The organism is Shimwellia pseudoproteus (assembly GCF_016415625.1).
Classification (GTDB): Bacteria; Pseudomonadota; Gammaproteobacteria; order Enterobacterales; family Enterobacteriaceae; genus Shimwellia; species Shimwellia pseudoproteus.
In genome coordinates this window covers 57,540-78,481 of record NZ_WBXP01000018.1, presented here as the reverse complement: position 1 = coordinate 78,481, position 20,942 = coordinate 57,540, and the positions used below count along the sequence as shown (strand labels likewise).

Here is a 20,942-nt window from a genome sequence, read left to right as displayed (position 1 = left end):
TCGATGTGTTTGCGGGAAAAAAATCGGCCCAGATCCGCGAAATTTTAATCAGCGAGTCAGCTTGGGAAGAAATGACCTGCTTATTCGCACCTTCCTTAGTCCCTGACTCGGTTTGTTGGTTTCATACCGCCATGTCGACATTGCCCGAATAACTTCTGAGTCAAAAAGATGTTGAGGTTCAGATTTCAGTATCCATATCTTTGATATTCGCCCATCAACACCTACGTTATATCTGACCTTTACTTCCCCATCAATCTTGTTAGCCCTTGCATAATATGGATATGCCGGTATTGATGATTATAACAGTTTGGGATGTGAACTGTTCTCGGGGCTGGCGCAACCGAGAAGCATGCTGCAGAGGCATAACGTACTGATAAATCCTTTTTTCATAACCACACCAGCGTTGTGAATGAGAATCAATATTATCAAGACAAGTTTTTCTTTAATAGTTAAGAATGCATGTCAATGATAGGCACTCCTCTCATCTAATTGTTTCTTTGACATCCTCCCCGCCCTGAAAGACGGGGAGGATGTCAATTCAGGCTCTGTTTATTGATGTAGTCCTGCAATCCAAGAATTTGCTTTTCAGAAATGGTTAATTACTCTCTGAGACGGAAATCATTCTGTCCAGCGTCTGGAGTGAATTCGGCGGAGGAAGCATCATCCACGCAGCAGGCGCTGGTGGGACTGGGCACGTTACGGGGACAGGCGGCGTTGAGCTGCAGCCGCTTCGGTAAAAGGGGCTTTAGCCATCACCGGGAAGATGCGTGACAGAAAACCTCAATAAAGCGGGGATATATCCTGGGTTGCACGTTTCACGCTCTCAAAGCGAAGCGGATTTCCGAATACGAGGGAAGAAGTCGCGATAAACAGCTGTTTAGTAAGCATAAAACGGAGAGTCAGGTGTTGATTTATGACCGAAAAACGACGGTCTCTCCTACCCTGGATAAGCCCCCCATCAGGTCAAAAAGGTGATGCCGGGAAACGGTCTTATTCTACGAACGTTCTGCGAGCCCAAAGTAAAAAGGGGTTACCTTTCGGTAACCCCTTCTTTTATATGGCGGAAGCGTAGAGATTCGAACTCTAGAACCCTTTCGGGTCGCCGGTTTTCAAGACCGGTGCCTTCAACCACTCGGCCACGCTTCCGGAATGAGGCGAACTATATACATCCCTCGGTCTGCTGTAAAGCATGATTTTGTTCAATCGCCTGAAAAATAGACTATTGTTGTTTTTTTGCCGAATAATAAGCCAATATGCTCAATTGTTCAGCGTTAGCAGGCCAATAGACAGAAGAAAACGCGTTGAGCCGCAGGAACGGCCCTGTGTCATGACACCGGCAGATAGGTGCATAAAAGTAATAGACCCGCACCAACAGATGCTTTTGTTGATACAATCTGTGCTGAGTAAAGATGGGTAAAAGACCTTCCCCCTTGCACGGGGCTTTTCTATTCTCATACCCTAACAACACCTGTAATTAGAGAGAGTTATTTATGGATCGCATTATTACATCTTCACGCGACCGTACATCGCTACTGAGTACGCACAAAGTTCTGCGTAATACCTATTTCCTGCTTAGTTTGACACTGGCATTTTCTGCGCTAACAGCAACCGCCAGCACCGTATTTGCGCTGCCGGCACCCGGCCTGATCCTGACCCTGGTCGGAATGTATGGCCTGATGTTTCTGACTTATCGCCTGGCAAACAAACCGACAGGCATCCTCGCCGCCTTCGCATTTACTGGCTTCCTGGGCTACATCCTCGGGCCGATGCTGAATGCTTATCTCTCTGCGGGCATGGGTGATGTCATTGCCATGGCTCTGGGGGGCACGGCGCTGGTATTTTTCTGCTGTTCTGCTTATGTGCTGACAACCAAGAAAGATATGTCTTTCCTGGGCGGTATGCTGATGGCCGGTATCGTTGTGGTACTGATCGGGATGGTCGCCAATATTTTCTTGCAGTTGCCGGCTCTGCACCTGGCAATCAGCGCGGTCTTTATTCTGATTTCCTCAGGAGCCATCCTGTTTGAAACCAGCAACATTATCCGCGGCGGTGAAACCAACTATATCCGCGCTACAGTGAGCCTTTATGTCTCCCTGTACAATATTTTCGTCAGCCTACTTAGCATCCTGGGGTTTGCAAGCCGCGACTAATCCGCGCCTGAACTGACCCACATAACGAAGCCCCGCCCCTTAACGTGCGGGGCTTTATTTTTGCCCGCGATTTTTGCCTACGTAAAATTTTGCTACACTGCCGGGCGTTTTAAGTCTGTCAGCGGAATCGATATGTTAACGTTCGAAGGTAACGTGTTTGAAACAGATAGCGAAGGCTACCTGAAGAACAGCGCAGAGTGGAGCGAAGGCCTCGCCGAAGCCATCGCCTGCAGGGAAAATATTGTCCTCACGCCAGAGCACTGGGAAGTGGTGCGTTTCGTGCGTGAATTCTATCTGGAGTTCAATACCTCCCCGGCCATTCGTATGCTGGTAAAAGCCATGGCGAATAAATTTGGCGAAGAGAAAGGAAACAGCCGCTATCTGTACCGCCTGTTTCCTAAAGGCCCGGCAAAACAGGCAACCAAAATTGCCGGGCTGCCCAAACCGGTAAAATGCATTTAATAACGGATCCCGAAATCCGTCCATTCACGCCCGGGTTGGTGCGGCTCGGTAACCACCTTATCAACCCTGGCGTTACGCGGACCACCGGCCTTTAGCCAGCTGATCAACTGCGCTACAGATACACCAGGCCCGCAGACCAGCACCTCAACACTGCCGTCGTCCAGGTTCCGGGCATAACCGGTTAGCCCAAGTTTTATCGCCTGTTGCTGCGTGCTATAACGGAAGCCAACCCCCTGCACCCGGCCATAAACCCAGCAAATTGTACAAACTGTAGACATTCAACACCTCCATTGTCTTGCGCGCCGCGTTGCATTTCCATGCCGGAGTCGCGAGAATAGCGCCAGTTTTCTCTTATTGAGCAGCATAGCAAATTATGACCGTACGTTTAGTGTTAGCCAAAGGCCGTGAAAAATCATTACTCCGCCATCACCCGTGGGTTTTCTCCGGCGCCGTTGCGCGGGTAGAAGGTAAAGCCACCCTCGGTGAAACCATCGACATCGTCGACCATCAGGGGAAATGGCTGGCCCGTGCTGCCTGGTCCCCGGCCTCACAAATCAGAGCCCGCGTCTGGACGTTTGATCCTGCAGAAAATATTGATATCGAATTTTTCGTCAACCGCCTGCAGCGCGCCCAGAGCTGGCGTACTCTTGTCGCTGAGCGGGATGGCCTGGACAGCTATCGCCTGATCGCCGGCGAATCTGACGGCTTACCGGGGATCACCATTGATCGCTTTGGCAATTTTCTGGTACTCCAGTTGTTGTCCGCCGGTGCAGAATACCAGCGCCCGGCCCTGATCAGCGCCCTGCAACAACTGTACCCCGAATGCAGCATCTATGATCGCTCAGATGTTGCGGTGCGTAAAAAAGAAGGTCTTGAACTGTTCCAGGGGCCGGTGTCCGGTGAGCTTCCTCCTGACCTGCTGCCCATTGAAGAGCACGGCATGAAACTGCTGGTCGATATCCAGCGCGGCCATAAAACCGGCTACTATCTGGACCAGCGGGACAGCCGCTATGCCACTCGCCGCTATGTGGCAGGCAAGCGCGTACTTAACTGCTTTTCCTACACGGGCGGTTTCGCGGTTTCAGCACTGATGGGTAACTGCAGCCAGGTTGTCAGCGTCGATACTTCTCAGGAGGCCCTTGATATTGCCCGGCGTAATGTTGAGCTCAATGGCCTGGACGTAAGCAAAGCAGAGTTTATGCGGGATGATGTTTTCAAGCTGCTGCGTAAATACCGTGACAATGGTGAAAAATTTGACGTCATTGTGATGGATCCACCGAAATTTGTGGAAAATAAAAACCAGCTGGCCGGTGCCTGCCGTGGCTACAAAGACATCAATATGCTGGCGCTGCAATTGCTTAACCCAGGTGGGATTTTGCTGACATTCTCCTGTTCTGGATTGATGACGACCGATTTATTCCAGAAAATTGTTGCCGATGCGGCACTGGATGCCCACTGTGATATACAATTTATAGAGCAGTTCCGCCAGGCTGCGGACCATCCGGTCATCGCAACCTATCCGGAAGGACTTTATCTGAAGGGGTTTGCCTGTCGCGTCATGTAACTTGAAATGAGGAAAGTTACCCGCATATCAGTGCTAAGTAACAATCCCCGGGAGGTGACTATGATTGCCAGCAAATTCGGCATTGGCCAGCAAGTCCGGCACTCTCTGTTGGGCTATCTTGGCGTGGTGGTCGATATTGACCCGGAATACTCACTTGATGAACCCACAGCAGACGATTTGGCCGTTAATGCAGAGCTGCGGGCGTTACCGTGGTACCACGTAGTGATGGAAGACGACGATGGTCAGGCAGTGCATACCTACCTTGCGGAAGCGCAGCTCAGCGGCGAAATTCCCCAGGAACACCCTGAGCAACCGTCAATGGATGAGCTGGCGGCGTCAATCCGCCAGCAGTTGCAGGCACCGCGGTTACGTAACTAACAACCAATGCTATCCCCTACAAACCCGGCCCTGCCGGGTTTTTTAATCGCGCACGATCCCCAGCCGCGGAATTTCTATCGCCGGACAGCGGTCCATCACCACCTGCAACCCCGCCTGGTGCGCCAGTGTTTCGGCCTCATGATTAATCACGCCCAGCTGCAACCACAGGGTTTTCGCCCCCACGGCAATGGCCTCACGGGCCACTTCCAGTGCAGCCGCAGAATTACGGAACACATCCACCATATCAATGCGCTCCGGTACCTCTGCCAGGGTGGCGTAGCCCGGCTGGCCAAGGAGGGTTTTCCCGGCAACCTTCGGTGAAACGGGGATCACGCGGTAGCCGTGGTCCAGCAAAAAAGCCATCACCCGGTAGCTGGGCCGATCGGGCTTATCACTCGCCCCCACCAGCGCAATCGTCTGGGTGGAACTTAAAATGTCTGCGATGAGGCTGTCGTTCATTGTTTCTCCTGGTTTTTATCAGTAGCACAGAACAGATATAACACTGCCAGTCGGGGTGGTGAAACGATAAGATAGAGAATATTTCTCGAAATATGTCTATATGTTAATGGTGCATCGCAAATAATGCGTCACGGATGAACAACGACAGAACCGATCGGAGCCATTATGAAGTACTGCCTTACCCTCGCCTTTTTGCTGCTCAGTGCTGCGGCCAGTGCCACCACGTTGCACCTTCCCGGGGACATTGCACTTCTGGTGCTGGACGGTAAACGGGTGTCATCATCACTGGTCAGAGGGGCGGAGCAGATCGAACTTAATACCGGTGTACACCAGATAGTCTTACAGGTAGAGAAATCGATACCCCGGGGAGATATTCCTCTGCACTATCTTTCTGCACCGCTGATTATCACCTTCAGTACCGAGGCCACGCGCCATGTCACGATTCAGCCCCCGGCGATCAACAATGTCGAAGATGCCAAATTTTTTGATACCCACCCGCTTATTACTCTGCGCAATGAGCACGGCCAGGTACTGCCGGTAATCAGCGATGTCCTGCACGTTGATAGCGCACTGCCGGCAAACAAAATTAACTACGAACAACTTACCCGTGAATATAACTTATCCGGGCAAAAAGCCGCCTTGCCCCGCTTTACCCAATCCAGCGCACCGGCCACTCAGGGGGGCCGTTTCTCATGGCTCAGGCCGGATCGTCTCCGCCAGGTTGTGCAGTAATCCCCGTAACAGCAAAATTTTAGCCGCGCCACGGTATTTTTTGATATGTCCGATTTGCAGCACAAGTCACTTCCAGTAAGCTGTTGGCCATCTTATTGTTTACACTCAGGCAGGCAACATGGAACTGACAACGCGCACACTGGCGCCCCATAAACATATCGCCCTGGTCGCGCACGATCACTGCAAAGATGCACTGATGAAATGGGTTGAGATCCACAAGGATATTCTCTCCCGGCACACACTGTACGCCACAGGCACAACCGGTAATCTGATCCAGCGCGCCACGGGCCTGAACATTAATGCCATGCTCAGTGGCCCAATGGGCGGGGATCAGCAAGTAGGTTCAATGATCGCAGAAGGGAAGATTGATATTCTGATTTTCCTCTGGGATCCGCTCAACGCGGTACCACACGATCCAGACGTTAAAGCCTTACTGCGCCTGGCTACCGTCTGGAACATCCCGGTAGCCACAAACCTTGCGACCGCAGATCTGATTATCGAATCCCCGCATTTTGAGCAAAAAATCGATATTTTGATCCCGGATTACCAGCGCTATCTTGACGAACGCCTGAAGTAATCACGGTTTTCTGGCAACCGTCACCCCCAGGTGCTTTAATGCATCTACAAAAGGACCTGGGGCATTTTTATCAAATAACAGCCAGCTGCGCTGGCGCGCCCGGGTAATAGCCACATATAACAATCGCCGCTCTTCCGCATCGGGAAAATCCTCCGGCTGCGGCAACATCGCCTGTTCAATGATCGACTCTCTTCCGCTGGCCGGAAAGCCGTCGCTCCCTGCTTTGAGCCCCAGCACAATGACATGATCAGCCTGCTGCCCTTTGCTGGCATGCATGGTCATAAAATCAATATGCAGCGTCGGCCAGCGGGTTCCGGCCCTGGCCAGAATAGCCGGGCGAAGATAATGATAACGGGCCAGCACCAGGATGCGCTCATCCCCGGTGACATAGCCACTCATCTTATCCAGTAGCGGCTCGAGCTGATCATCAGGCAGCAAAGTAACTGCTTTTTTATCGCCTTTTGTCAGGCTGTTCAGCGGTTTTTTCAACTGGTTCGGGTTTTGCTGGATCAATTGATTCGCCACCTCGCCAATCCGGCTGTTAAAGCGATACGTGGTATCCAGTGCGCAACAGTCTCCCTCACCAAAGACCTGATTAAACCGGGTGGTTAAATCAAGATCGGCACCGCTGAATCGGTAAACAGACTGCCAGTCATCCCCCACCGCAAACAAGGTGGTATGGGTATTCTGGCGGCGTAGTGCGGCAATCAATGACGCCCGCTGGGGAGAGATATCCTGGAATTCATCGATCAGGATATGCTTCCACGGGCTGACAAACCGCCCTTTATCCAGCACATTCACCGCCTGATGAATCAAACCGGAAAAGTCGACGGCATCTTCCTGTTTCAACGCGGTTTTCCAGGCTTTCAACAGCGGTGCCATCAGCTTTAATCGCTTCTGAAATTGCTCACGCAAGGCTTCCGGGCACTGGGCCACCATATTGGCCTGAGAGCCGCCGTGCATACGTAACAGGCCGAGCCAGCGGTCAAGTCGTGACGCCAGGCGCTGGCTAAGTTTGTCATCCAGCCAGTAGTCCTGTTCCGCAATGGTCCAGCCCAGCTCTTCGGTGATCCACTGCCGCCAGCCTTTGGCCTGGGCTTTTTTTTCACTGCATTGCCGGCGCCAGGTCTCAATAAGCAATGCCTGGCGTGCGCCAGGGTCCGATTCTAATTGGCTGATTTGCGGTGCCTTCCGGCCAGACTGTTGCAGGATATACAGCGCCAGCGCATGAAAGGTGCGGGAGCTAATGTCATCGGTGTTGAGCCGCTGGCGGATACGCTCATCCATCTCATCGGCGGCTTTACGCCCAAAGGCCAGCATCAGTATTTGATCAGGCTGAGCCTCGCCGCGGGCCAACAGCCATCCGGCACGCGCCACCAGCACCGATGTTTTACCGCTACCTGCCCCGGCCAGCACCAGGGTAGCCGCCTCACCGTTGACCACCGCCTGAGCCTGGGAGGGGTTCAGCGGGCTGCTTTCCACTGACTGGAAGAAATCCTGGCAATCGTGCAACATTTTTTGGGCATAGCGCTGGTTAACCAACTGGCGCTGGGATTCACCGTGATGCAGCCAGGCCAGACATAAAGACCAGGCTGGCTGGCAGATATCGAACTGCTCAATCCGGGTATGGGGCAACGGCAGCGCGCTCAGCGCCTCGCGGATTTGGGTTTGTAGCCCAGAGATATCCTGGCGCTTAAGCCATTTATCGCCCTGATCAATTCGAGTAATTAGGTCAGCCTGCTGGTTAAGCACCCCGGCAGTAATTTCAGCCATTTCCTGGCTCCAGCGTTGCCAACTGGTCAAAACGTGCTGATAAAAGCGCTGTGTGTCACCCCATTCGGTACCGTGCAAACGCACGACTTTGTGGTCCGGCAGCTCAAACTCCAGCTCGCCCCACACCAGGCCGCGCTTACAGTGAATATCGATTAGCTGGTTAAACGGGATCAGATACTGATGGCGATCACCGGACACCTCTACCCCCGCAGTAAGCAACTTCACCCGGTCATAGGGATGTTGTGCCAGATGCTTACCCAGCGCTGTCGCTTTTAGTTCCATGACGTTATCAGATTCCGGTAGGCCAGAAATGGCGGTAGTTTAACTGTCTGAGAAATCACGCTCCAGGGTAAAAACACGATACACTGGTGGGCGTATTTATTTGTCAGCACTAATCGGGGTGATTATGCGTACTGTTCTGAACATTCTCAACTTTGTCCTTGGCGGTTTTTTAACCACACTCTCATGGCTACTGGCAACGGTGGTAAGCATCATTTGTATTTTTACCCTGCCGCTCACCCGCTCCTGCTGGGAGATAACCAAATTATCCCTTGTTCCCTACGGCAACGAAGCAATACATGTCGACGAACTGGAACCGGGCAATAAAAGCGTCTTGCTTAACACCGGCGGTACACTGCTGAATATTTTGTGGCTGATCTTTTTTGGCTGGTGGCTCTGTCTGCTGCATATCGCTGCCGGTATCACCCAGTGCCTGACGATTATTGGTATTCCGGTCGGGATCGCGAATTTTAAAATTGCCGCCATCGCGCTGTGGCCAGTAGGACGCCGGGTTGTACCGGTTGAGACCGCCCGGGCAGCCAGAGAAGCTAACGCCCGTCGCCGTTTTCAATAAGTTTGCTTAAAGGATATTGCTGTTAATGCTTAGCCCACGATTACGCCGGTATACCTGGAAAAGTGCATGGTTGTATAACTTTCGTATTTTATTTGCCCTGAGCGGCACCGCGGGCTTGCCCTGGTACCTTGGTGAGGTCAAGCTCACTATCCCGCTAACCTTAGGCGTGGTCGCTGCGGCACTGGCCGATCTCGATGATCGCTTGACCGGCAGATTACGCAATCTGCTGATCACGCTGTGCTGTTTTTTTATCGCCTCGGCGTCTGTTGAACTGCTCTTCCCCTATCCGTGGTTTTTTGCCATCGGGCTGATGCTGTCCACCTGTAGCTTTATTCTGCTTGGCGCCCTGGGGCAGCGTTACGCCACCATCGCCTTCGGTGCTTTGCTGATTGCCATCTACACCATGCTGGGGATATCCCTCTACCAGCACTGGTATCAACAGCCGATGCTGCTACTGGCCGGGGCCGTCTGGTATAACCTGCTAACCCTGGTGGGGCATGTGCTCTTCCCCATCCGCCCGCTGCAGGACAATCTGGCTCGCTGTTATCAACAACTGGCACGCTATCTGGAGCTAAAATCACGCCTCTTCGATCCGGATATCGAAAATGAAAGCCAGGCGCCGCTACTGGAGCTGGCGCTGGCCAATGGGCAACTGGTCGCCATCCTGAACCAGACCAAAACCTCGTTGCTGACCCGGCTGCGCGGTGATCGGGGGCAACGCGGTACCCGGCGCACCCTGCATTACTATTTTTTGGCCCAGGATATCCATGAACGCGCCAGCTCCTCACACATGGAGTACCAGGCACTCCGTGAAAAGCTCCGCCACAGCGATATTATGTTTCGCTTTCAGCGGCTGCTCTCCACCCAGGCACTCGCCTGCCAGCAATTATCGCAATCGGTTCTGCTGCGCCAGCCCTACCAGCATGATCCCTGGTTTGAACGCGCCTTCACCCACCTTGAGGCAGCAATTGCCCGGTTAAACGACTGTGGGCTGAGCGAGAGTGACATGAATGCGATCCGCTATCTGGTCACCAACCTGCGCGCAATTGATGCCCAACTGGCGACAGTGGAATCTGAACAGGCGCTGGCCGCCCCCGCAGGGGGCACGGAAAATACCCTTGCGGATGACGACCTGCACAGCCTGAGTGATATCTGGCTGCGGCTGAGCCGCAACGTTAGCCCGGAATCGGCCCTGTTCCGCCACGCCATTCGCATGTCCGTGGTCCTGAGTGTTGGCTATGCTTTTATTCAGATTACCGGTATGCAGCACGGTTACTGGATCTTGTTGACCAGTTTGTTTGTGTGCCAGCCCAACTATAACGCCACGCGCCACCGCCTGGCGCTGCGTATTATTGGCACGCTGGTGGGGGTCGCAATTGGGTTGCCGGTATTGTGGCTGGTGCCTTCCGTTGAAGGGCAACTGCTGCTTATCGTCATTACCGGGGTACTGTTTTTTGCGTTCCGCAACGTACAGTATGCCCATGCCACCATGTTCATCACCCTACTGGTACTGCTCTGTTTTAACCTGCTTGGCGAGGGTTTTGAAGTGGCCCTGCCCCGGGTAATTGATACTTTACTGGGCTGTGCGATTGCCTGGGCGGCGGTGAGCTTTATCTGGCCCGACTGGAAATTCCGCCAGTTGCCGCGGGTGGTGGCCCGGGCCCTGGATGCAAACTGCCGCTATCTGGATGCCATTCTGGAGCAATACCATCAGGGCCGGGATAATCGCCTGGCTTATCGCATTGCCCGCCGTGATGCCCACAACAGCGATGCCGACTTCGCCTCGGTAGTGTCTAATATGTCTTCTGAGCCAGGGCTGACACTGCAAGATCGGGAGAATGCCTTCCGTTTACTGTGCCTGAATCACACGTTTAACAGTTACATCTCCGCCCTTGGCGCCCACCGGGAAAAGCTCACCCGCCCGAATATTCTTAACCTGCTCGATGATGCCGTCTGCTATGTTGACGACGCCCTGCACCAGCGGCCAGTGGATGAAGAACGGGTGAACCAGGCTTTTCATGGGCTGTCAGAGCGGCTCCGCGAGTGCCAGCCCAACAGCGAGACAAAAGAGCCCCTGGTCATTCAGCAGATTGGATTAATGATCGCCCTGCTACCTGAAATTACCCGGTTGCGGGAACAGGCTAACCTGTAGGCTGGCTGCCGGGGTGATCGTGTTGTTGCGCAAGCCACCACTCCTGTAGCTCCCGGCGGCGGTCCGCCGGGAGCGCCGCCACGTGGACACCGTTAATGGCCCCTTCCAGGGCATACAAAATATTGATGCCGATGAATTGATGCTCAGCGCGCAGCCTCATCCAGCATACCCGCGCGCCCAGGTGGTACAACGTGTTGACATCCTCCACCCCCACCTCCTGTAAGAGCATCTCAATCCGCAAAGACAAATTGGGTAGATCTTTAAGCCGTACCGCTGCGCGACGGTGCTGCTTTTCCTGCTGGGCATTGCGCAGTGCCTCCCGGGATAACAGCAACAGCCTGCGCCGATCCCGCCACAGGCTGTCATCGACGTGGTAATACTGTAAGGCAACCGGGCGGCCACGTTTATGCACCGACAGCATCGCCGGTGGCTTGTTATCAAAATAGGTCGCGGCTTCCTCGCAGGCACGCAGGTAAAGCTCACCTTCAGCGACCATCGCAAAGACTGTGTTATCGACTGACAGACTGTAGCCGCCAAACAGCGCCCGGTATTTTATTTCGCCTAAACCCGATAAATGATCCCGGGATGTTCTGATCCTCTCGAGGGATGCTTTTTTCATATAAAATCCTTATTAATTAATAGATAAGAAGAAATCATTCTATTAACGGATCCGTTATATGCACGTTAAGCAACTTGATCATCAGGGGCAATCACAATTTTATGATCCGGTAAGGTACCGAAAGAATTTGCGAGTCAGTTTCAGAAATTCAGGTTGATCTTTACCCTGACCAGCATTACTGTATATCCATACAGTACACCGTAAGGATGAACCGATTATGCATTCACTTGCTCAGCACATCGCCAAAAACACGCGCCCTGCCTCTCTGACTGTTTCAGAGGAAACAGCTCGTGGGCACAATACATGTCAGGGGTTAATCAGTGAAGTTGTCTATAATGAAGGTCAGCCTGGCTTAACACAGTTACTGTTACTTCCACTTTTGCAGCAGCTGGGGCAACAGTCCCGCTGGCAGTTATGGTTAACGCCCCGGCAAAAGCTCAGCCGTAATTGGGTGCAGGATGCGGGTTTACCGCTTTCCAAAGTGATGCAGGTGAGCCAGATGGACCCCTCCATCATGGTAAACTCGATGGTTAAGGCGTTACGCACCGGCAATTACAGCGTCGTGGTAGGGTGGCTTCCCTGTGAATTATCAGCGTATGATCACCAAAAATTAACAGAAGCGGCTGAGCAAGGGAACGCTATCGGACTGATTATGAGACCCACGCCAGGGCACATTACGAAATCAGGACCACAATATTCTCTAAAAATTCATTCTGGATTGTATCATTAAGTAAATTTTCAGATTTGTCCTGACCTTTTTTTTACGTTACCGTCAACTGATTGTTAAGAAGCAGAAAACCCCACAACAGCAGGGTTTAGCCGTGATATCACCCCTTTTTGTGAGGCCAAAAAAGCAACAAAAATGTTGGGAATTGTAAAAACTGATCGCTTTTATTCATATACCTGACCGACTTCACACTTGTAAGTTTTTCACGACGTTGTAGACTTTACCGTACCTGGGGTGTTCATCATAAGCTGAAACAATCAGCACAGTTACAAATGGATGCCTCTCTGGTGAAGGATTTAACCGCCGGCTTTAAAATGCTTTAAAGCCTGTGGGCATTTTGGATGATAACGAGGCGCAAAAAATGAAAAAGACAGCTATCGCAATTGCAGTGGCTCTGGCTGGCTTCGCTACTGTAGCGCAGGCCGCTCCTAAAGATAATACCTGGTACGCAGGTGGTAAACTGGGTTGGTCTCAGTATCATGACACCGGTTTCTACGGCAATGGCTACGAGAACAACAACGGTTCTACCCACGAAAGCCAGCTGGGCGCTGGTGCGTTCGGTGGTTATCAGGTTAACCCGTACCTCGGTTTCGAAATGGGCTACGACTGGTTAGGTCGTATGGCTTATAAAGGCGACCAGGTTAACGGCGCATTCAAATCTCAGGGCGTTCAGCTGACTGCTAAAATCAGCTACCCGATCTATGACGATCTGGATATCTACACCCGTCTGGGTGGTATGGTATGGCGTGCAGACGCTAAAAACCAGAACCGCGAAACTGGCGACCATCGTAGCAACCACGATACCGGCGTATCTCCGGTATTCGCAGGTGGTGTTGAATACGCATGGACTCCGTCTATCGCTACCCGTCTGGAATACCAGTGGATCAACAACATCGGTGACGCCGGTACCGTTGGTACTCGTCCGGACAACGGCATGCTGAGCGTTGGTGTTTCCTACCGTTTCGGTCAGGACGAAGCTGCGCCGATCGTAGCTCCGGCTCCGGCTCCGGCACCTGAAGTACAGACCAAACACTTCACTCTGAAGTCTGACGTGCTGTTCAACTTCAACAAATCCACCCTGAAACCGGAAGGTCAGCAGGCACTGGATCAGCTGTACAGCCAGCTGAGCAACCTGGATCCGAAAGACGGCGCAGTTGTTGTTCTGGGTTACACCGACCGTATCGGTTCTGACGCTTACAACCAGCGTCTGTCCCAGCAGCGTGCTCAGTCCGTTGTTGATTACCTGGTATCTAAAGGTATCCCGGCAGGCAAAATCACTGCTCAGGGCCAGGGTGAATCTAACCCGGTTACCGGCAACACCTGTGACAACGTGAAACAGCGTGCTGCTCTGATCGACTGCCTGGCACCGGATCGTCGTGTAGAGATCGAAGTTAAAGGCGTTAAAGACGTTGTAACTCAGCCTCAGGCTTAAGTTTACAATCGTGATAAAAAACCCCGCTCTGCGGGGTTTTTTTTATTGCTGTCGCGGTAAAAATAGCGGCGGCCAACACTACCCGCCGTTCAGTCTTTCCCCAGCAGCGCCTGTAAATCCTGCTTCAGGGTAGACATGCGGTTCGCGTACTGCTCCTTGCGCTCTGCATCTTCGATAAGCTGTACAATAGTTTCCGATAGTGTGCTTCCCCTGCGCTGCGCAAGGCCTGCCAGGCGCTGCCACACAAGGTACTCCAGGTCGATAGACTTTTTACGCGTATGCTGATGCTCTGCATTAAAGTGCCGTTTGCGCCGCGCCCGGATCGTCTGTTTCATCCGGTTATTCAGCGCCGGATTCATATGCCGGGTGATCCAGTCAGTGACTTTTACCGGTTCATTTTCCATTGCCATCAATTGTTTCAGGGCATCCTGTACCGCACCATGATCCAGATAGCGGGTAATCGGCTCCCCTTCGCGGTGCTTTTTCACGAGATACGTCCATTTCCAGCCGCTTTCGAGATTTTCCAGTTGTTGATATTTCATTCTGCTCTCGGGTAACCATGAAACTCATTTCAGGATATCAGCATTTCGTCGCCTTGCTTAAGATAATAACGGACCCTGACGATGTTACAAAATTCCTTTGCATATCTGGTGTTATCCACAACCTATCACCCCAAAAGATAGCGGCGAAACGTGTGCTGTCTGACCACTTACTGTATAATTGCCGCTTTATCATCTGAAGAATAACTCACTACTTTGACCATAAATCAACTTTCATGGCGTGTACTGGTACCTGAGACAGACTCTTGGCAATCGCTGTTTGATACGCCGTTATCTCCGGCCTCCGTTGAGGATACCTTCGAGACTGTACAGGCACGTCTTTGTTACGGGTTGCAGCAACTCTGCCACCCGTGGGGATACTCCGATACCCTGCTCCTCCGTGCCACAGAAGATCGTGAATCTCTGGGGTTAATTGCCGCCGCCGTGCGCCGTACCTACACCCCCTCAGGGACGCTGGCCGGTGGGCACTATTTGATTGACGGTCATCACATTACTTTCACCCCCGCACAAGACACTGCCGGTGATTTTACCGCCGCGGGGGAAGTGGTTGTTGCCGAGTGGGTTGAAAACGATCAGCTGTTCGGCTGCGTACGCCAGCACAATCAGGAGATAACCCTTCAGCCCGGCTTACTGCACCGGGCAAATGGCGGCATTCTTATCCTGTCCATGCGGAGTGTTCTCGCCCAACCGCTGTTGTGGTTACGCCTGAAAGAGATGCTTTCCCAACAGCGTTTTGAATGGCTCTCTTCTGACGAAACCCGCCCGCTTCCGGTATCTATTCCGGGAATGGCGCTTAACGTTAAGCTTATCCTCACCGGGGATCGGGAAGCCATGGCCGATTTCCAGGAAACCGAGCCTGACCTTGCCGAGGCCGCCATTTATTGTGAGTTTGAAGAATCACTGGATATCGGGCAGGAAGGCGCCCGTGAAGCCTGGCTGAACTGGATCGCGACAATTGCCCAGCAGCATAAACTGCCGCTGCCCCATGCCGATGCCTGGCCGCTGCTGCTCAGAGAGGCCGTCCGCTACAGTGGCGACCAGCATATTTTGCCGCTCAGCCCGGCGTGGATCCAGCGCCAGCTGAAAGAGACGGCGATCATCAGTAATGGTGACGCGTTTACTGGCGAGCAATTCCGCACCATGCTTGACCAGCGCGAATGGCGCGAAAACTATCTCGTTGAGCGGATGCAGGATGAGATCCTGCAAGAACAGATCCTGATTGAAACCGAAGGTGAACAGGTTGGCCAAATCAACGCCCTGTCAGTGATTGAATTTCCGGGCCATCCCCGGGCCTTTGGCGAGCCGTCACGTATTTCCTGCGTGGTACATATTGGTGACGGCGAGTTTACCGATGTCGAGCGTAAGGCAGAGCTAGGCGGTAACATTCACGCTAAGGGCATGATGATCATGCAGGCCTTTCTGATGTCTGAGTTGCAACTGGAACAACAGATCCCGTTCTCAGCGTCGATAACCTTTGAACAATCCTACAGTGAAGTTGACGGCGACAGCGCCTCTCTGGCGGAGCTGTGCGCCCTCATCAGCGCCCTGGCCGATGTCCCTATTCGCCAGCATCTGGCAATGACCGGCTCGGTTGATCAGTTTGGTCGCGTGCAGCCGGTGGGCGGCCTCAACGAAAAAATCGAAGGGTTTTTCCGTATCTGCGAACAGCGTGGTTTCACGGGTGACCAGGGGGTTATTATTCCCACGCCAAATGTTCAACATCTTTCACTGCACCAGGATATCCTTGACGCAGTAGAACACGGGACCTTCTCTCTGTGGGCGGTAGATTCCGTGGCAGACGCCCTTCCACTGCTGACTAACGTCATCTGGGATGGCGAAGGACGCCCCACCCTGATTCAGGCAATTCAGGAACGTATTGCTCAGGCTAGCCAACAAGAAGGCCGCCACCGTTATCCGTGGCCATTACGCTGGTTAAACTGGTTCAACCATAACTGATCGGACTTGTTCAGCGTACAAGTGTTAGCTAACCTGCGTCCCTCATTAAAATAAGGCTTATAGTAAACATGGTAGATAAACGCGAATCTTACACAAAAGAAGACCTTCTTGCTTCCGGGCGTGGCGAGCTGTTTGGCGCTGAAGGCCCACAATTACCGGCACCAAGCATGCTGATGATGGACCGGGTCGTCAAAATGACGGAAACCGGCGGTAATTTTGACAAGGGTTACGTGGAAGCTGAGCTGGATATCAATCCGGACTTATGGTTCTTCGGCTGCCACTTCATCGGCGATCCGGTGATGCCTGGTTGCCTTGGCCTTGATGCTATGTGGCAGTTAGTTGGCTTTTATCTTGGCTGGCTGGGCGGTGAAGGCAAAGGCCGTGCCCTGGGCGTTGGTGAAGTGAAATTTACCGGCCAGGTACTGCCAACGGCGAAAAAAGTGACCTACCGTATTCACTTCAAACGTATCGTTAACCGCCGCTTAATTATGGGCCTGGCTGATGGTGAAGTACTGGTGGACGGCCGTGTGATTTATACCGCTAACGACCTGAAAGTGGGCTTATTTAAGGATACTTCAGCGTTCTAATCCTGCTGAATACCCCGCCATATCGAGAAACCTCCGCAGTGCGGAGGTTTCAAATGCCTAAAGAGACAGTATCAGGCAATTACGGCCCTGTCCTCCATGGCTTGCCGCCAGCCTCCCAGCCAATGTGACCTCTGCGTCAGTGTCTGATAGGGACACATTTCTTTAGAGCGCCCGGTGATACCGGCTTGATAACCACGCTGATGAGCCCGTTCCAGGCGATCTCGTTTTTGTCTCTTCATGCCTCGTTTCCCTCATTAATCTATGTCTGGTGGAAAAGAAAACAGTGACTACAAAACGTGCAATCACCCCTTATGAATAACGGGTGAACATGCAGACGTCAATGCGCAAAATTCACGCCATTGTCACATTTCCCGGCTATATTTAGAGGCCCATCAGCACAACCCACTGATAAGGTTTTGGCAGATAAAGAAAAGCCGCGCTTTATGCTGTTATCGACAAAGCGCGGCTTTTTTGTGCTAAAACGTCAGAAACTACAGACGACCGACATTACTGGCGATACTTCCGGCCTCCTGCTGCCATGCCTGGGCCAGCGCTTTAACCATCGCATCATACCCGTCCTGTTGCTGCTTAAGCTCAATATGGAACGGACGCTTGGTCAGTTGGCCCTCGTGTTTTAACAGCCACTCACCACTCACCACAACATGTCCATCATAACGGCCCTGGAAGCCTGTCACGTTCACGCTCAGCACATCCTGCTGGCTCCCCAGTGGCTGGGATGACACCACCCAGCCAGGCAGCATTGCGCTAAGATTCGCCACCAGCGTATTACGTAACTGCTGATCCAGCGGGCTGGCCCACAGGTTGTTTTTGGCGATAACATACTGCACATCGGTGGTCTGATATACCACGCCGTTACCGGCCAGATAATCCGGGATCACCACCTGCTCCACCCATAACAGCCGGGTGCTCTGGTTAATCATCCCCTGAGCCACTGGCTGGGCGGCCGCCGACATCGGTAACTGATACCAGGTGTCTTTCACCTCACTGCTACAGGCTGTGAGGGTGGCGGCGACAAACGCCAGAGATAACCATTTTTTCATTGTTTTGCCCCTTTCGGCTGCGGGTCCGGCTTGTCCTTCGCCTCAAAGACCAGCGCATTGCTCTTCTGGTTAATCGTCCGCAATACTGGCTGCAACTCTCTCAGCACTTGATCCAGTCGCTGCATATCAGAAACCATCTTGTTGTAAGCCGCAGATCCCGGTTGGAAGCCCTGCAAACTGCGGTTCAGCTCCAGCAGCGTATTCTGCATATCCGCCGGCAGTTTCTGCATCGATGGGCTGGACGTGAGTTTATTCACGTTATCGAGCGTTTTTTGCATTTCCTGCATCGTTTTCTGGGTTTCGCCCAGGGTCGAGGTTGCCTGCTCCAGCAGCGGGTTCACCGGCATATTGTTAATCTTATCCAGCGTATCCATGAGTTTTTGCTGGATTTGCGCCAGACCACCAGACACGGTTGGGATCACGTTATACCCGGCGACGGTTTTAATCTCTTTGATAGGCGGCTCTTTAGGATAGAAATCAATATCCACGTAGAGTGCTCCGGTCAGCAAGTTACCGGTCTTCAGGCTGGCGCGCAGACCATGCATCAGCAATTCATTAAACTGCTGCATTTGCGGCGTCTCACCGAACTCTGCAGCCAAACGTTCCGGCTCCAGACGGATCAATACCGGAATACGGTAATCGTCACCAACCGACTGATGAAGCCCCGGAACAATAAACGGTACCCCAACCACAGTCCCAAGGCGCATACCGCGAAACTCAACCGGTGCCCCAATCTGCAGCCCGCGTACAGAATCTTTAAAGAACAGCAAGAAGTCCACGTGCTGGGTATACAGCGAGTCCGCAATGCTGCGGGCGTCATCATAGAGTTTGAACGCCGTATGGTTCTCTACCGGCTCGCCGACAGTTAACCCTTGTGGCACATCAAAGCTTACGCCGCCGCTGAACAGCGTGGTCAGCGAGCCCATTTCAACCCGCATCCCGCCAGAGCTGAGATCAACACTAATGCCGCTGTCTTTCCAGAAGCGCACATTGTTGGTGACCAGACGGTCATAAGGCGCGCGGATAAACAACTGGTAGCTCATATCACGTTTGTTAGGATCAAAATTGCTGGTTTCTACCGAGCCAACTTGATAACCGCGGAACAGCACCGGATCCCCAGGGTTCAACTGGCCAGCTTTTTCACTGTCCAGAGTAATACGGATCCCTTTTGCATCAGGCGAGGCCAGTGGCGGGGAGTCCAGTAATTCATAGCGCCCTGGTTTTTCGCCTTTCACCCCGGGTTGTAATTCGATATAGGCCCCGGAAAGCAATGTTCCCAGACCCGTGACACCTTCACGTCCAATCTGCGGCTTCACGACCCAAAAAACGGAATCACCGTGCAGCAGTTTTTCCATGCCGGATTTAAGACGCGCTTTGATCTCCACATGATGCAGATCATCGGTCAGCACCGCACTTTCCACCACCCCAACATCCACGCTGCGGCTCTTGATGGTGGTTTTCCCCCCTTCAATACCTTCCGCATTGGTTGTGATCAGCGTCACCTCCGGGCCCTGGTGGCTGTAATGATAAAACAGTATCCACGCGCCGATTAACGCCGTCACAATAGGGAAAATCCACACTGGCGACCAGTGCTTAACCCTGGAGACCTTCGCGTCTGCGCTGTTATTTTCCACTTTTGTTCAACTCCTCATGGTCAAAATCTGGCACGCGATCCCACGAAAGACGGGGATCAAACGCCGTTGCAGCAAGCATTGTTATTATGACTACCATGGCGAACATCAGCGCGCCGATGGCAGGATATATATTCATCAGTGCCCCCATCCTCACCAGGGCAGAGAGCACCGCGATAACAAACACGTCGATCATTGACCAGCGGCCAACAAACTCCACTACTTCATACATCAGGTGCATACGCTCCCGGTCGCGATGGCCGTGTCCTTTGGCATCCAGACACAACCAGGCGATGGCTATCATTTTCAGTGTCGGCACCATAATACTGGCGATAAATATCACCATCGCTACCGGGTAAGAGCCTTCACTCCACAGCAAAATAACCCCAGCCAGAATGGTGGACGGCATTTTGTCACCCAGCAGATCCGTTATCATGATAGGCAAGATGTTGGCGGGTAAATACAGCATAATAGCCGTTATCAGTAGCGCCACCGTCCATTGCAGGCTGTGGCGACGGCGCGGATAACCTTTAGTATGGCAGCGGCTGCATTCTATTTGTCCGGCAGGAAGAATGGCGGTACAGCAGGAGCACGAACGTACCCCCTGACGGATCCCGGCTACCCCGGGTTTCAGCGCAACGGGGCACACCGGCATCGGGGCGATATCGTCCCACAACCAGCGGCGATCCACGCACTGAAACGCGCGCAACTGCAGTACACAGAACAGACACCAGGGAATAAAGCTACTGCCCACCCCAATATCCCCATAGGCCATTAGCTTCACAAAGCTGACCAATACCCCGGTTAAGAAGATCTCTGCCATTCCCCAGCTTTTCAGCAGGAACAGCACCCGGGCCAGCCGGTACTTGAGCTTCTGGGGCATTTTTACCCGGTTAACCAGTAACAGGATGGTCACCAGGCAAAATGCCGGTACAGTCTGCACGAAGAGAATAAAAAAGCTCCCCAGGCTTGAGTAACCCTCAGAAAACATCACCTGGGGGATTTGCATCATTTTTACTTCGCTGGATATCCCCGCCACCTTCATATAAATAAACGGGAACAGGTTAGACAACACCAGCATAAAAAGCGCGGCCAGCGCATACGCCGTTGGCCGCTGACGCGGTGAGTTCCACCGCGTCGTCAATGCAGTCCCGCAGCGGGGACAAGTCGCTTTATGCTCCAGATTAAGGGGCGGTACGGTCACCAGCAAATCGCATTGCGGACATAAAATATGTTTTCCCGCATGGTGTGTTTCACACATGCCAGTTC

21 protein-coding genes, 1 tRNA gene and 3 pseudogenes are annotated in these 20,942 nt (G+C 52.8%); 13 read left to right on the top strand and 12 right to left on the bottom strand.

Annotated elements, in window-relative coordinates; all coding sequences use genetic code 11:
• Window positions 1-129: 129 nt before the first annotated feature.
• Both F9C28_RS20385 and rz1 read right to left on the bottom strand, forming a co-directional pair.
• Window positions 130-255 (bottom strand): annotated as a pseudogene (locus F9C28_RS20385) (TonB family protein); the annotation flags it as partial.
• A 340-nt stretch (window positions 256-595) separates the two neighbouring features.
• Window positions 596-667, bottom strand: a pseudogene (gene rz1, locus F9C28_RS20465) (lysis system o-spanin lipoprotein Rz1); the annotation flags it as partial.
• Between the two features lie 119 nt (window positions 668-786).
• Here rz1 and F9C28_RS20110 point away from each other — a divergent pair.
• Window positions 787-975: pseudogene (locus tag F9C28_RS20110) on the top strand (tyrosine-type recombinase/integrase); the annotation flags it as partial.
• An 83-nt stretch (window positions 976-1,058) separates the two neighbouring features.
• Here the strand turns inward: F9C28_RS20110 and F9C28_RS10235 are convergent.
• Window positions 1,059-1,146, bottom strand: a tRNA-Ser gene (locus F9C28_RS10235).
• A 344-nt stretch (window positions 1,147-1,490) separates the two neighbouring features.
• Between F9C28_RS10235 and yccA the strand changes: the two genes are divergently transcribed.
• Both yccA and tusE read left to right on the top strand, forming a co-directional pair.
• Window positions 1,491-2,150 carry an FtsH protease modulator YccA gene (gene yccA / locus F9C28_RS10230; RefSeq protein ID WP_199015130.1) on the top strand — a complete coding sequence of 220 codons (660 nt, stop codon included), beginning with the start codon at window positions 1,491-1,493 and terminating at the stop codon, window positions 2,148-2,150.
• A 132-nt stretch (window positions 2,151-2,282) separates the two neighbouring features.
• A complete protein-coding gene (gene tusE / locus F9C28_RS10225; RefSeq protein ID WP_199015128.1) occupies window positions 2,283-2,612 on the top strand; it encodes a sulfurtransferase TusE in 330 nt (109 codons plus the stop codon).
• Here tusE and yccX read toward each other — a convergent pair.
• Complete coding sequence (gene yccX / locus F9C28_RS10220; protein WP_199015126.1) at window positions 2,609-2,890, bottom strand: acylphosphatase; 282 nt, start codon at window positions 2,888-2,890, stop codon at window positions 2,609-2,611. The genes tusE and yccX overlap by 4 nt on opposite strands.
• 95 nt (window positions 2,891-2,985) lie before the next feature.
• On the opposite strand from yccX, the gene rlmI reads away from it, so the two are divergent.
• Window positions 2,986-4,176 carry a 23S rRNA (cytosine(1962)-C(5))-methyltransferase RlmI gene (gene rlmI / locus F9C28_RS10215; RefSeq protein ID WP_199015124.1) on the top strand — a complete coding sequence of 397 codons (1,191 nt, stop codon included), beginning with the start codon at window positions 2,986-2,988 and terminating at the stop codon, window positions 4,174-4,176.
• Between the two features lie 60 nt (window positions 4,177-4,236).
• Window positions 4,237-4,554 (top strand): heat shock protein HspQ, encoded by a 318-nt coding sequence (hspQ, locus tag F9C28_RS10210; RefSeq protein WP_199015122.1) that lies wholly within the window; start codon window positions 4,237-4,239, stop codon window positions 4,552-4,554.
• A gap of 42 nt (window positions 4,555-4,596) precedes the next feature.
• Here the strand turns inward: hspQ and F9C28_RS10205 are convergent, their stop codons facing one another.
• The gene (locus F9C28_RS10205) at window positions 4,597-5,013 is read right to left on the bottom strand and encodes a CoA-binding protein (protein WP_199015120.1); all 417 of its coding nucleotides are present in this window, start codon (window positions 5,011-5,013) and stop codon (window positions 4,597-4,599) included.
• 165 nt (window positions 5,014-5,178) lie between these two features.
• On the opposite strand from F9C28_RS10205, the gene F9C28_RS10200 reads away from it, so the two are divergent.
• Window positions 5,179-5,745, top strand: coding sequence for a DUF2057 family protein (locus F9C28_RS10200; protein WP_199015118.1), 567 nt, complete (start codon window positions 5,179-5,181; stop codon window positions 5,743-5,745).
• A 118-nt stretch (window positions 5,746-5,863) separates the two neighbouring features.
• Window positions 5,864-6,322: a methylglyoxal synthase gene (gene mgsA / locus F9C28_RS10195; protein ID WP_199015116.1), complete on the top strand. Its 459-nt coding sequence runs from the start codon at window positions 5,864-5,866 to the stop codon at window positions 6,320-6,322.
• Here the strand turns inward: mgsA and helD are convergent, their stop codons facing one another.
• Window positions 6,323-8,377 carry a DNA helicase IV gene (helD, locus tag F9C28_RS10190; RefSeq protein ID WP_199015115.1) on the bottom strand — a complete coding sequence of 685 codons (2,055 nt, stop codon included), beginning with the start codon at window positions 8,375-8,377 and terminating at the stop codon, window positions 6,323-6,325.
• A gap of 124 nt (window positions 8,378-8,501) precedes the next feature.
• Here helD and F9C28_RS10185 point away from each other — a divergent pair, with 124 nt between their 5' ends.
• Both F9C28_RS10185 and yccS read left to right on the top strand, forming a co-directional pair.
• Entirely contained in the window at window positions 8,502-8,948 is a 447-nt protein-coding gene (locus F9C28_RS10185; protein ID WP_199015113.1) for a YccF domain-containing protein, read from the top strand.
• A 25-nt stretch (window positions 8,949-8,973) separates the two neighbouring features.
• Window positions 8,974-11,100: a YccS family putative transporter gene (yccS, locus tag F9C28_RS10180; RefSeq protein WP_199015111.1), complete on the top strand. Its 2,127-nt coding sequence runs from the start codon at window positions 8,974-8,976 to the stop codon at window positions 11,098-11,100.
• Here yccS and F9C28_RS10175 read toward each other — a convergent pair.
• Window positions 11,090-11,719, bottom strand: a complete 630-nt coding sequence (locus F9C28_RS10175) for a TfoX/Sxy family DNA transformation protein (RefSeq protein WP_199015110.1) — start codon at window positions 11,717-11,719, stop codon at window positions 11,090-11,092. The genes yccS and F9C28_RS10175 overlap by 11 nt on opposite strands.
• Before the next feature lie 217 nt (window positions 11,720-11,936).
• Between F9C28_RS10175 and sulA the strand changes: the two genes are divergently transcribed.
• Together sulA and ompA are read left to right on the top strand one after the other, a co-directional pair.
• A complete protein-coding gene (gene sulA, locus F9C28_RS10170; RefSeq protein ID WP_199015108.1) occupies window positions 11,937-12,449 on the top strand; it encodes an SOS-induced cell division inhibitor SulA in 513 nt (170 codons plus the stop codon).
• 358 nt (window positions 12,450-12,807) lie between these two features.
• Window positions 12,808-13,878, top strand: a complete 1,071-nt coding sequence (gene ompA, locus F9C28_RS10165) for a porin OmpA (protein WP_199015106.1) — start codon at window positions 12,808-12,810, stop codon at window positions 13,876-13,878.
• Window positions 13,879-13,967: 89 nt separating this feature from the next.
• On the opposite strand, the gene matP is transcribed toward ompA, so the two are convergent.
• A complete protein-coding gene (gene matP / locus F9C28_RS10160) occupies window positions 13,968-14,420 on the bottom strand; it encodes a macrodomain Ter protein MatP (RefSeq protein ID WP_199015104.1) in 453 nt (150 codons plus the stop codon).
• Between the two features lie 213 nt (window positions 14,421-14,633).
• On the opposite strand from matP, the gene F9C28_RS10155 reads away from it, so the two are divergent.
• Together F9C28_RS10155 and fabA are read left to right on the top strand one after the other, a co-directional pair.
• Window positions 14,634-16,394, top strand: a complete 1,761-nt coding sequence (locus F9C28_RS10155) for an AAA family ATPase (RefSeq protein WP_199015102.1) — start codon at window positions 14,634-14,636, stop codon at window positions 16,392-16,394.
• A gap of 68 nt (window positions 16,395-16,462) precedes the next feature.
• Entirely contained in the window at window positions 16,463-16,981 is a 519-nt protein-coding gene (fabA, locus tag F9C28_RS10150; RefSeq protein ID WP_199015100.1) for a bifunctional 3-hydroxydecanoyl-ACP dehydratase/trans-2-decenoyl-ACP isomerase, read from the top strand.
• A 71-nt stretch (window positions 16,982-17,052) separates the two neighbouring features.
• Here the strand turns inward: fabA and rmf are convergent, their stop codons facing one another.
• The 4 genes from rmf to pqiA all read right to left on the bottom strand — a co-directional run bounded on the left by rmf (window position 17,053) and on the right by pqiA (window position 20,934).
• A complete protein-coding gene (gene rmf / locus F9C28_RS10145; protein ID WP_199015099.1) occupies window positions 17,053-17,220 on the bottom strand; it encodes a ribosome modulation factor in 168 nt (55 codons plus the stop codon).
• 252 nt (window positions 17,221-17,472) lie between these two features.
• Window positions 17,473-18,042, bottom strand: coding sequence for a membrane integrity-associated transporter subunit PqiC (pqiC, locus tag F9C28_RS10140; protein ID WP_199015096.1), 570 nt, complete (start codon window positions 18,040-18,042; stop codon window positions 17,473-17,475).
• Window positions 18,039-19,676: an intermembrane transport protein PqiB gene (pqiB, locus tag F9C28_RS10135; RefSeq protein WP_199015094.1), complete on the bottom strand. Its 1,638-nt coding sequence runs from the start codon at window positions 19,674-19,676 to the stop codon at window positions 18,039-18,041. The genes pqiC and pqiB overlap by 4 nt, the downstream gene beginning before the upstream one ends.
• Window positions 19,666-20,934 (bottom strand): membrane integrity-associated transporter subunit PqiA, encoded by a 1,269-nt coding sequence (gene pqiA / locus F9C28_RS10130; RefSeq protein ID WP_199015092.1) that lies wholly within the window; start codon window positions 20,932-20,934, stop codon window positions 19,666-19,668. Before pqiA ends, pqiB begins: the two co-directional genes overlap by 11 nt.
• Window positions 20,935-20,942 lie beyond the last annotated feature (8 nt).

Bases quoted from the DNA above. Each gene is read 5' to 3' on its own strand.
- yccA (WP_199015130.1), top strand. From the start codon at position 1,491: ATGGATCGCATTATTACATCTTCACGCGACCGTACATCGCTACTGAGT.
- tusE (WP_199015128.1), top strand. From the start codon at position 2,283: ATGTTAACGTTCGAAGGTAACGTGTTTGAAACAGATAGCGAAGGCTAC.
- yccX (WP_199015126.1), bottom strand. From the start codon at position 2,890: ATGTCTACAGTTTGTACAATTTGCTGGGTTTATGGCCGGGTGCAGGGG.
- rlmI (WP_199015124.1), top strand. From the start codon at position 2,986: ATGACCGTACGTTTAGTGTTAGCCAAAGGCCGTGAAAAATCATTACTC.
- hspQ (WP_199015122.1), top strand. From the start codon at position 4,237: ATGATTGCCAGCAAATTCGGCATTGGCCAGCAAGTCCGGCACTCTCTG.
- F9C28_RS10205 (WP_199015120.1), bottom strand. From the start codon at position 5,013: ATGAACGACAGCCTCATCGCAGACATTTTAAGTTCCACCCAGACGATT.
- F9C28_RS10200 (WP_199015118.1), top strand. From the start codon at position 5,179: ATGAAGTACTGCCTTACCCTCGCCTTTTTGCTGCTCAGTGCTGCGGCC.
- mgsA (WP_199015116.1), top strand. From the start codon at position 5,864: ATGGAACTGACAACGCGCACACTGGCGCCCCATAAACATATCGCCCTG.
- helD (WP_199015115.1), bottom strand. From the start codon at position 8,377: ATGGAACTAAAAGCGACAGCGCTGGGTAAGCATCTGGCACAACATCCC.
- F9C28_RS10185 (WP_199015113.1), top strand. From the start codon at position 8,502: ATGCGTACTGTTCTGAACATTCTCAACTTTGTCCTTGGCGGTTTTTTA.
- yccS (WP_199015111.1), top strand. From the start codon at position 8,974: ATGCTTAGCCCACGATTACGCCGGTATACCTGGAAAAGTGCATGGTTG.
- F9C28_RS10175 (WP_199015110.1), bottom strand. From the start codon at position 11,719: ATGAAAAAAGCATCCCTCGAGAGGATCAGAACATCCCGGGATCATTTA.
- sulA (WP_199015108.1), top strand. From the start codon at position 11,937: ATGCATTCACTTGCTCAGCACATCGCCAAAAACACGCGCCCTGCCTCT.
- ompA (WP_199015106.1), top strand. From the start codon at position 12,808: ATGAAAAAGACAGCTATCGCAATTGCAGTGGCTCTGGCTGGCTTCGCT.
- matP (WP_199015104.1), bottom strand. From the start codon at position 14,420: ATGAAATATCAACAACTGGAAAATCTCGAAAGCGGCTGGAAATGGACG.
- fabA (WP_199015100.1), top strand. From the start codon at position 16,463: ATGGTAGATAAACGCGAATCTTACACAAAAGAAGACCTTCTTGCTTCC.
- rmf (WP_199015099.1), bottom strand. From the start codon at position 17,220: ATGAAGAGACAAAAACGAGATCGCCTGGAACGGGCTCATCAGCGTGGT.
- pqiC (WP_199015096.1), bottom strand. From the start codon at position 18,042: ATGAAAAAATGGTTATCTCTGGCGTTTGTCGCCGCCACCCTCACAGCC.
- pqiA (WP_199015092.1), bottom strand. From the start codon at position 20,934: ATGTGTGAAACACACCATGCGGGAAAACATATTTTATGTCCGCAATGC.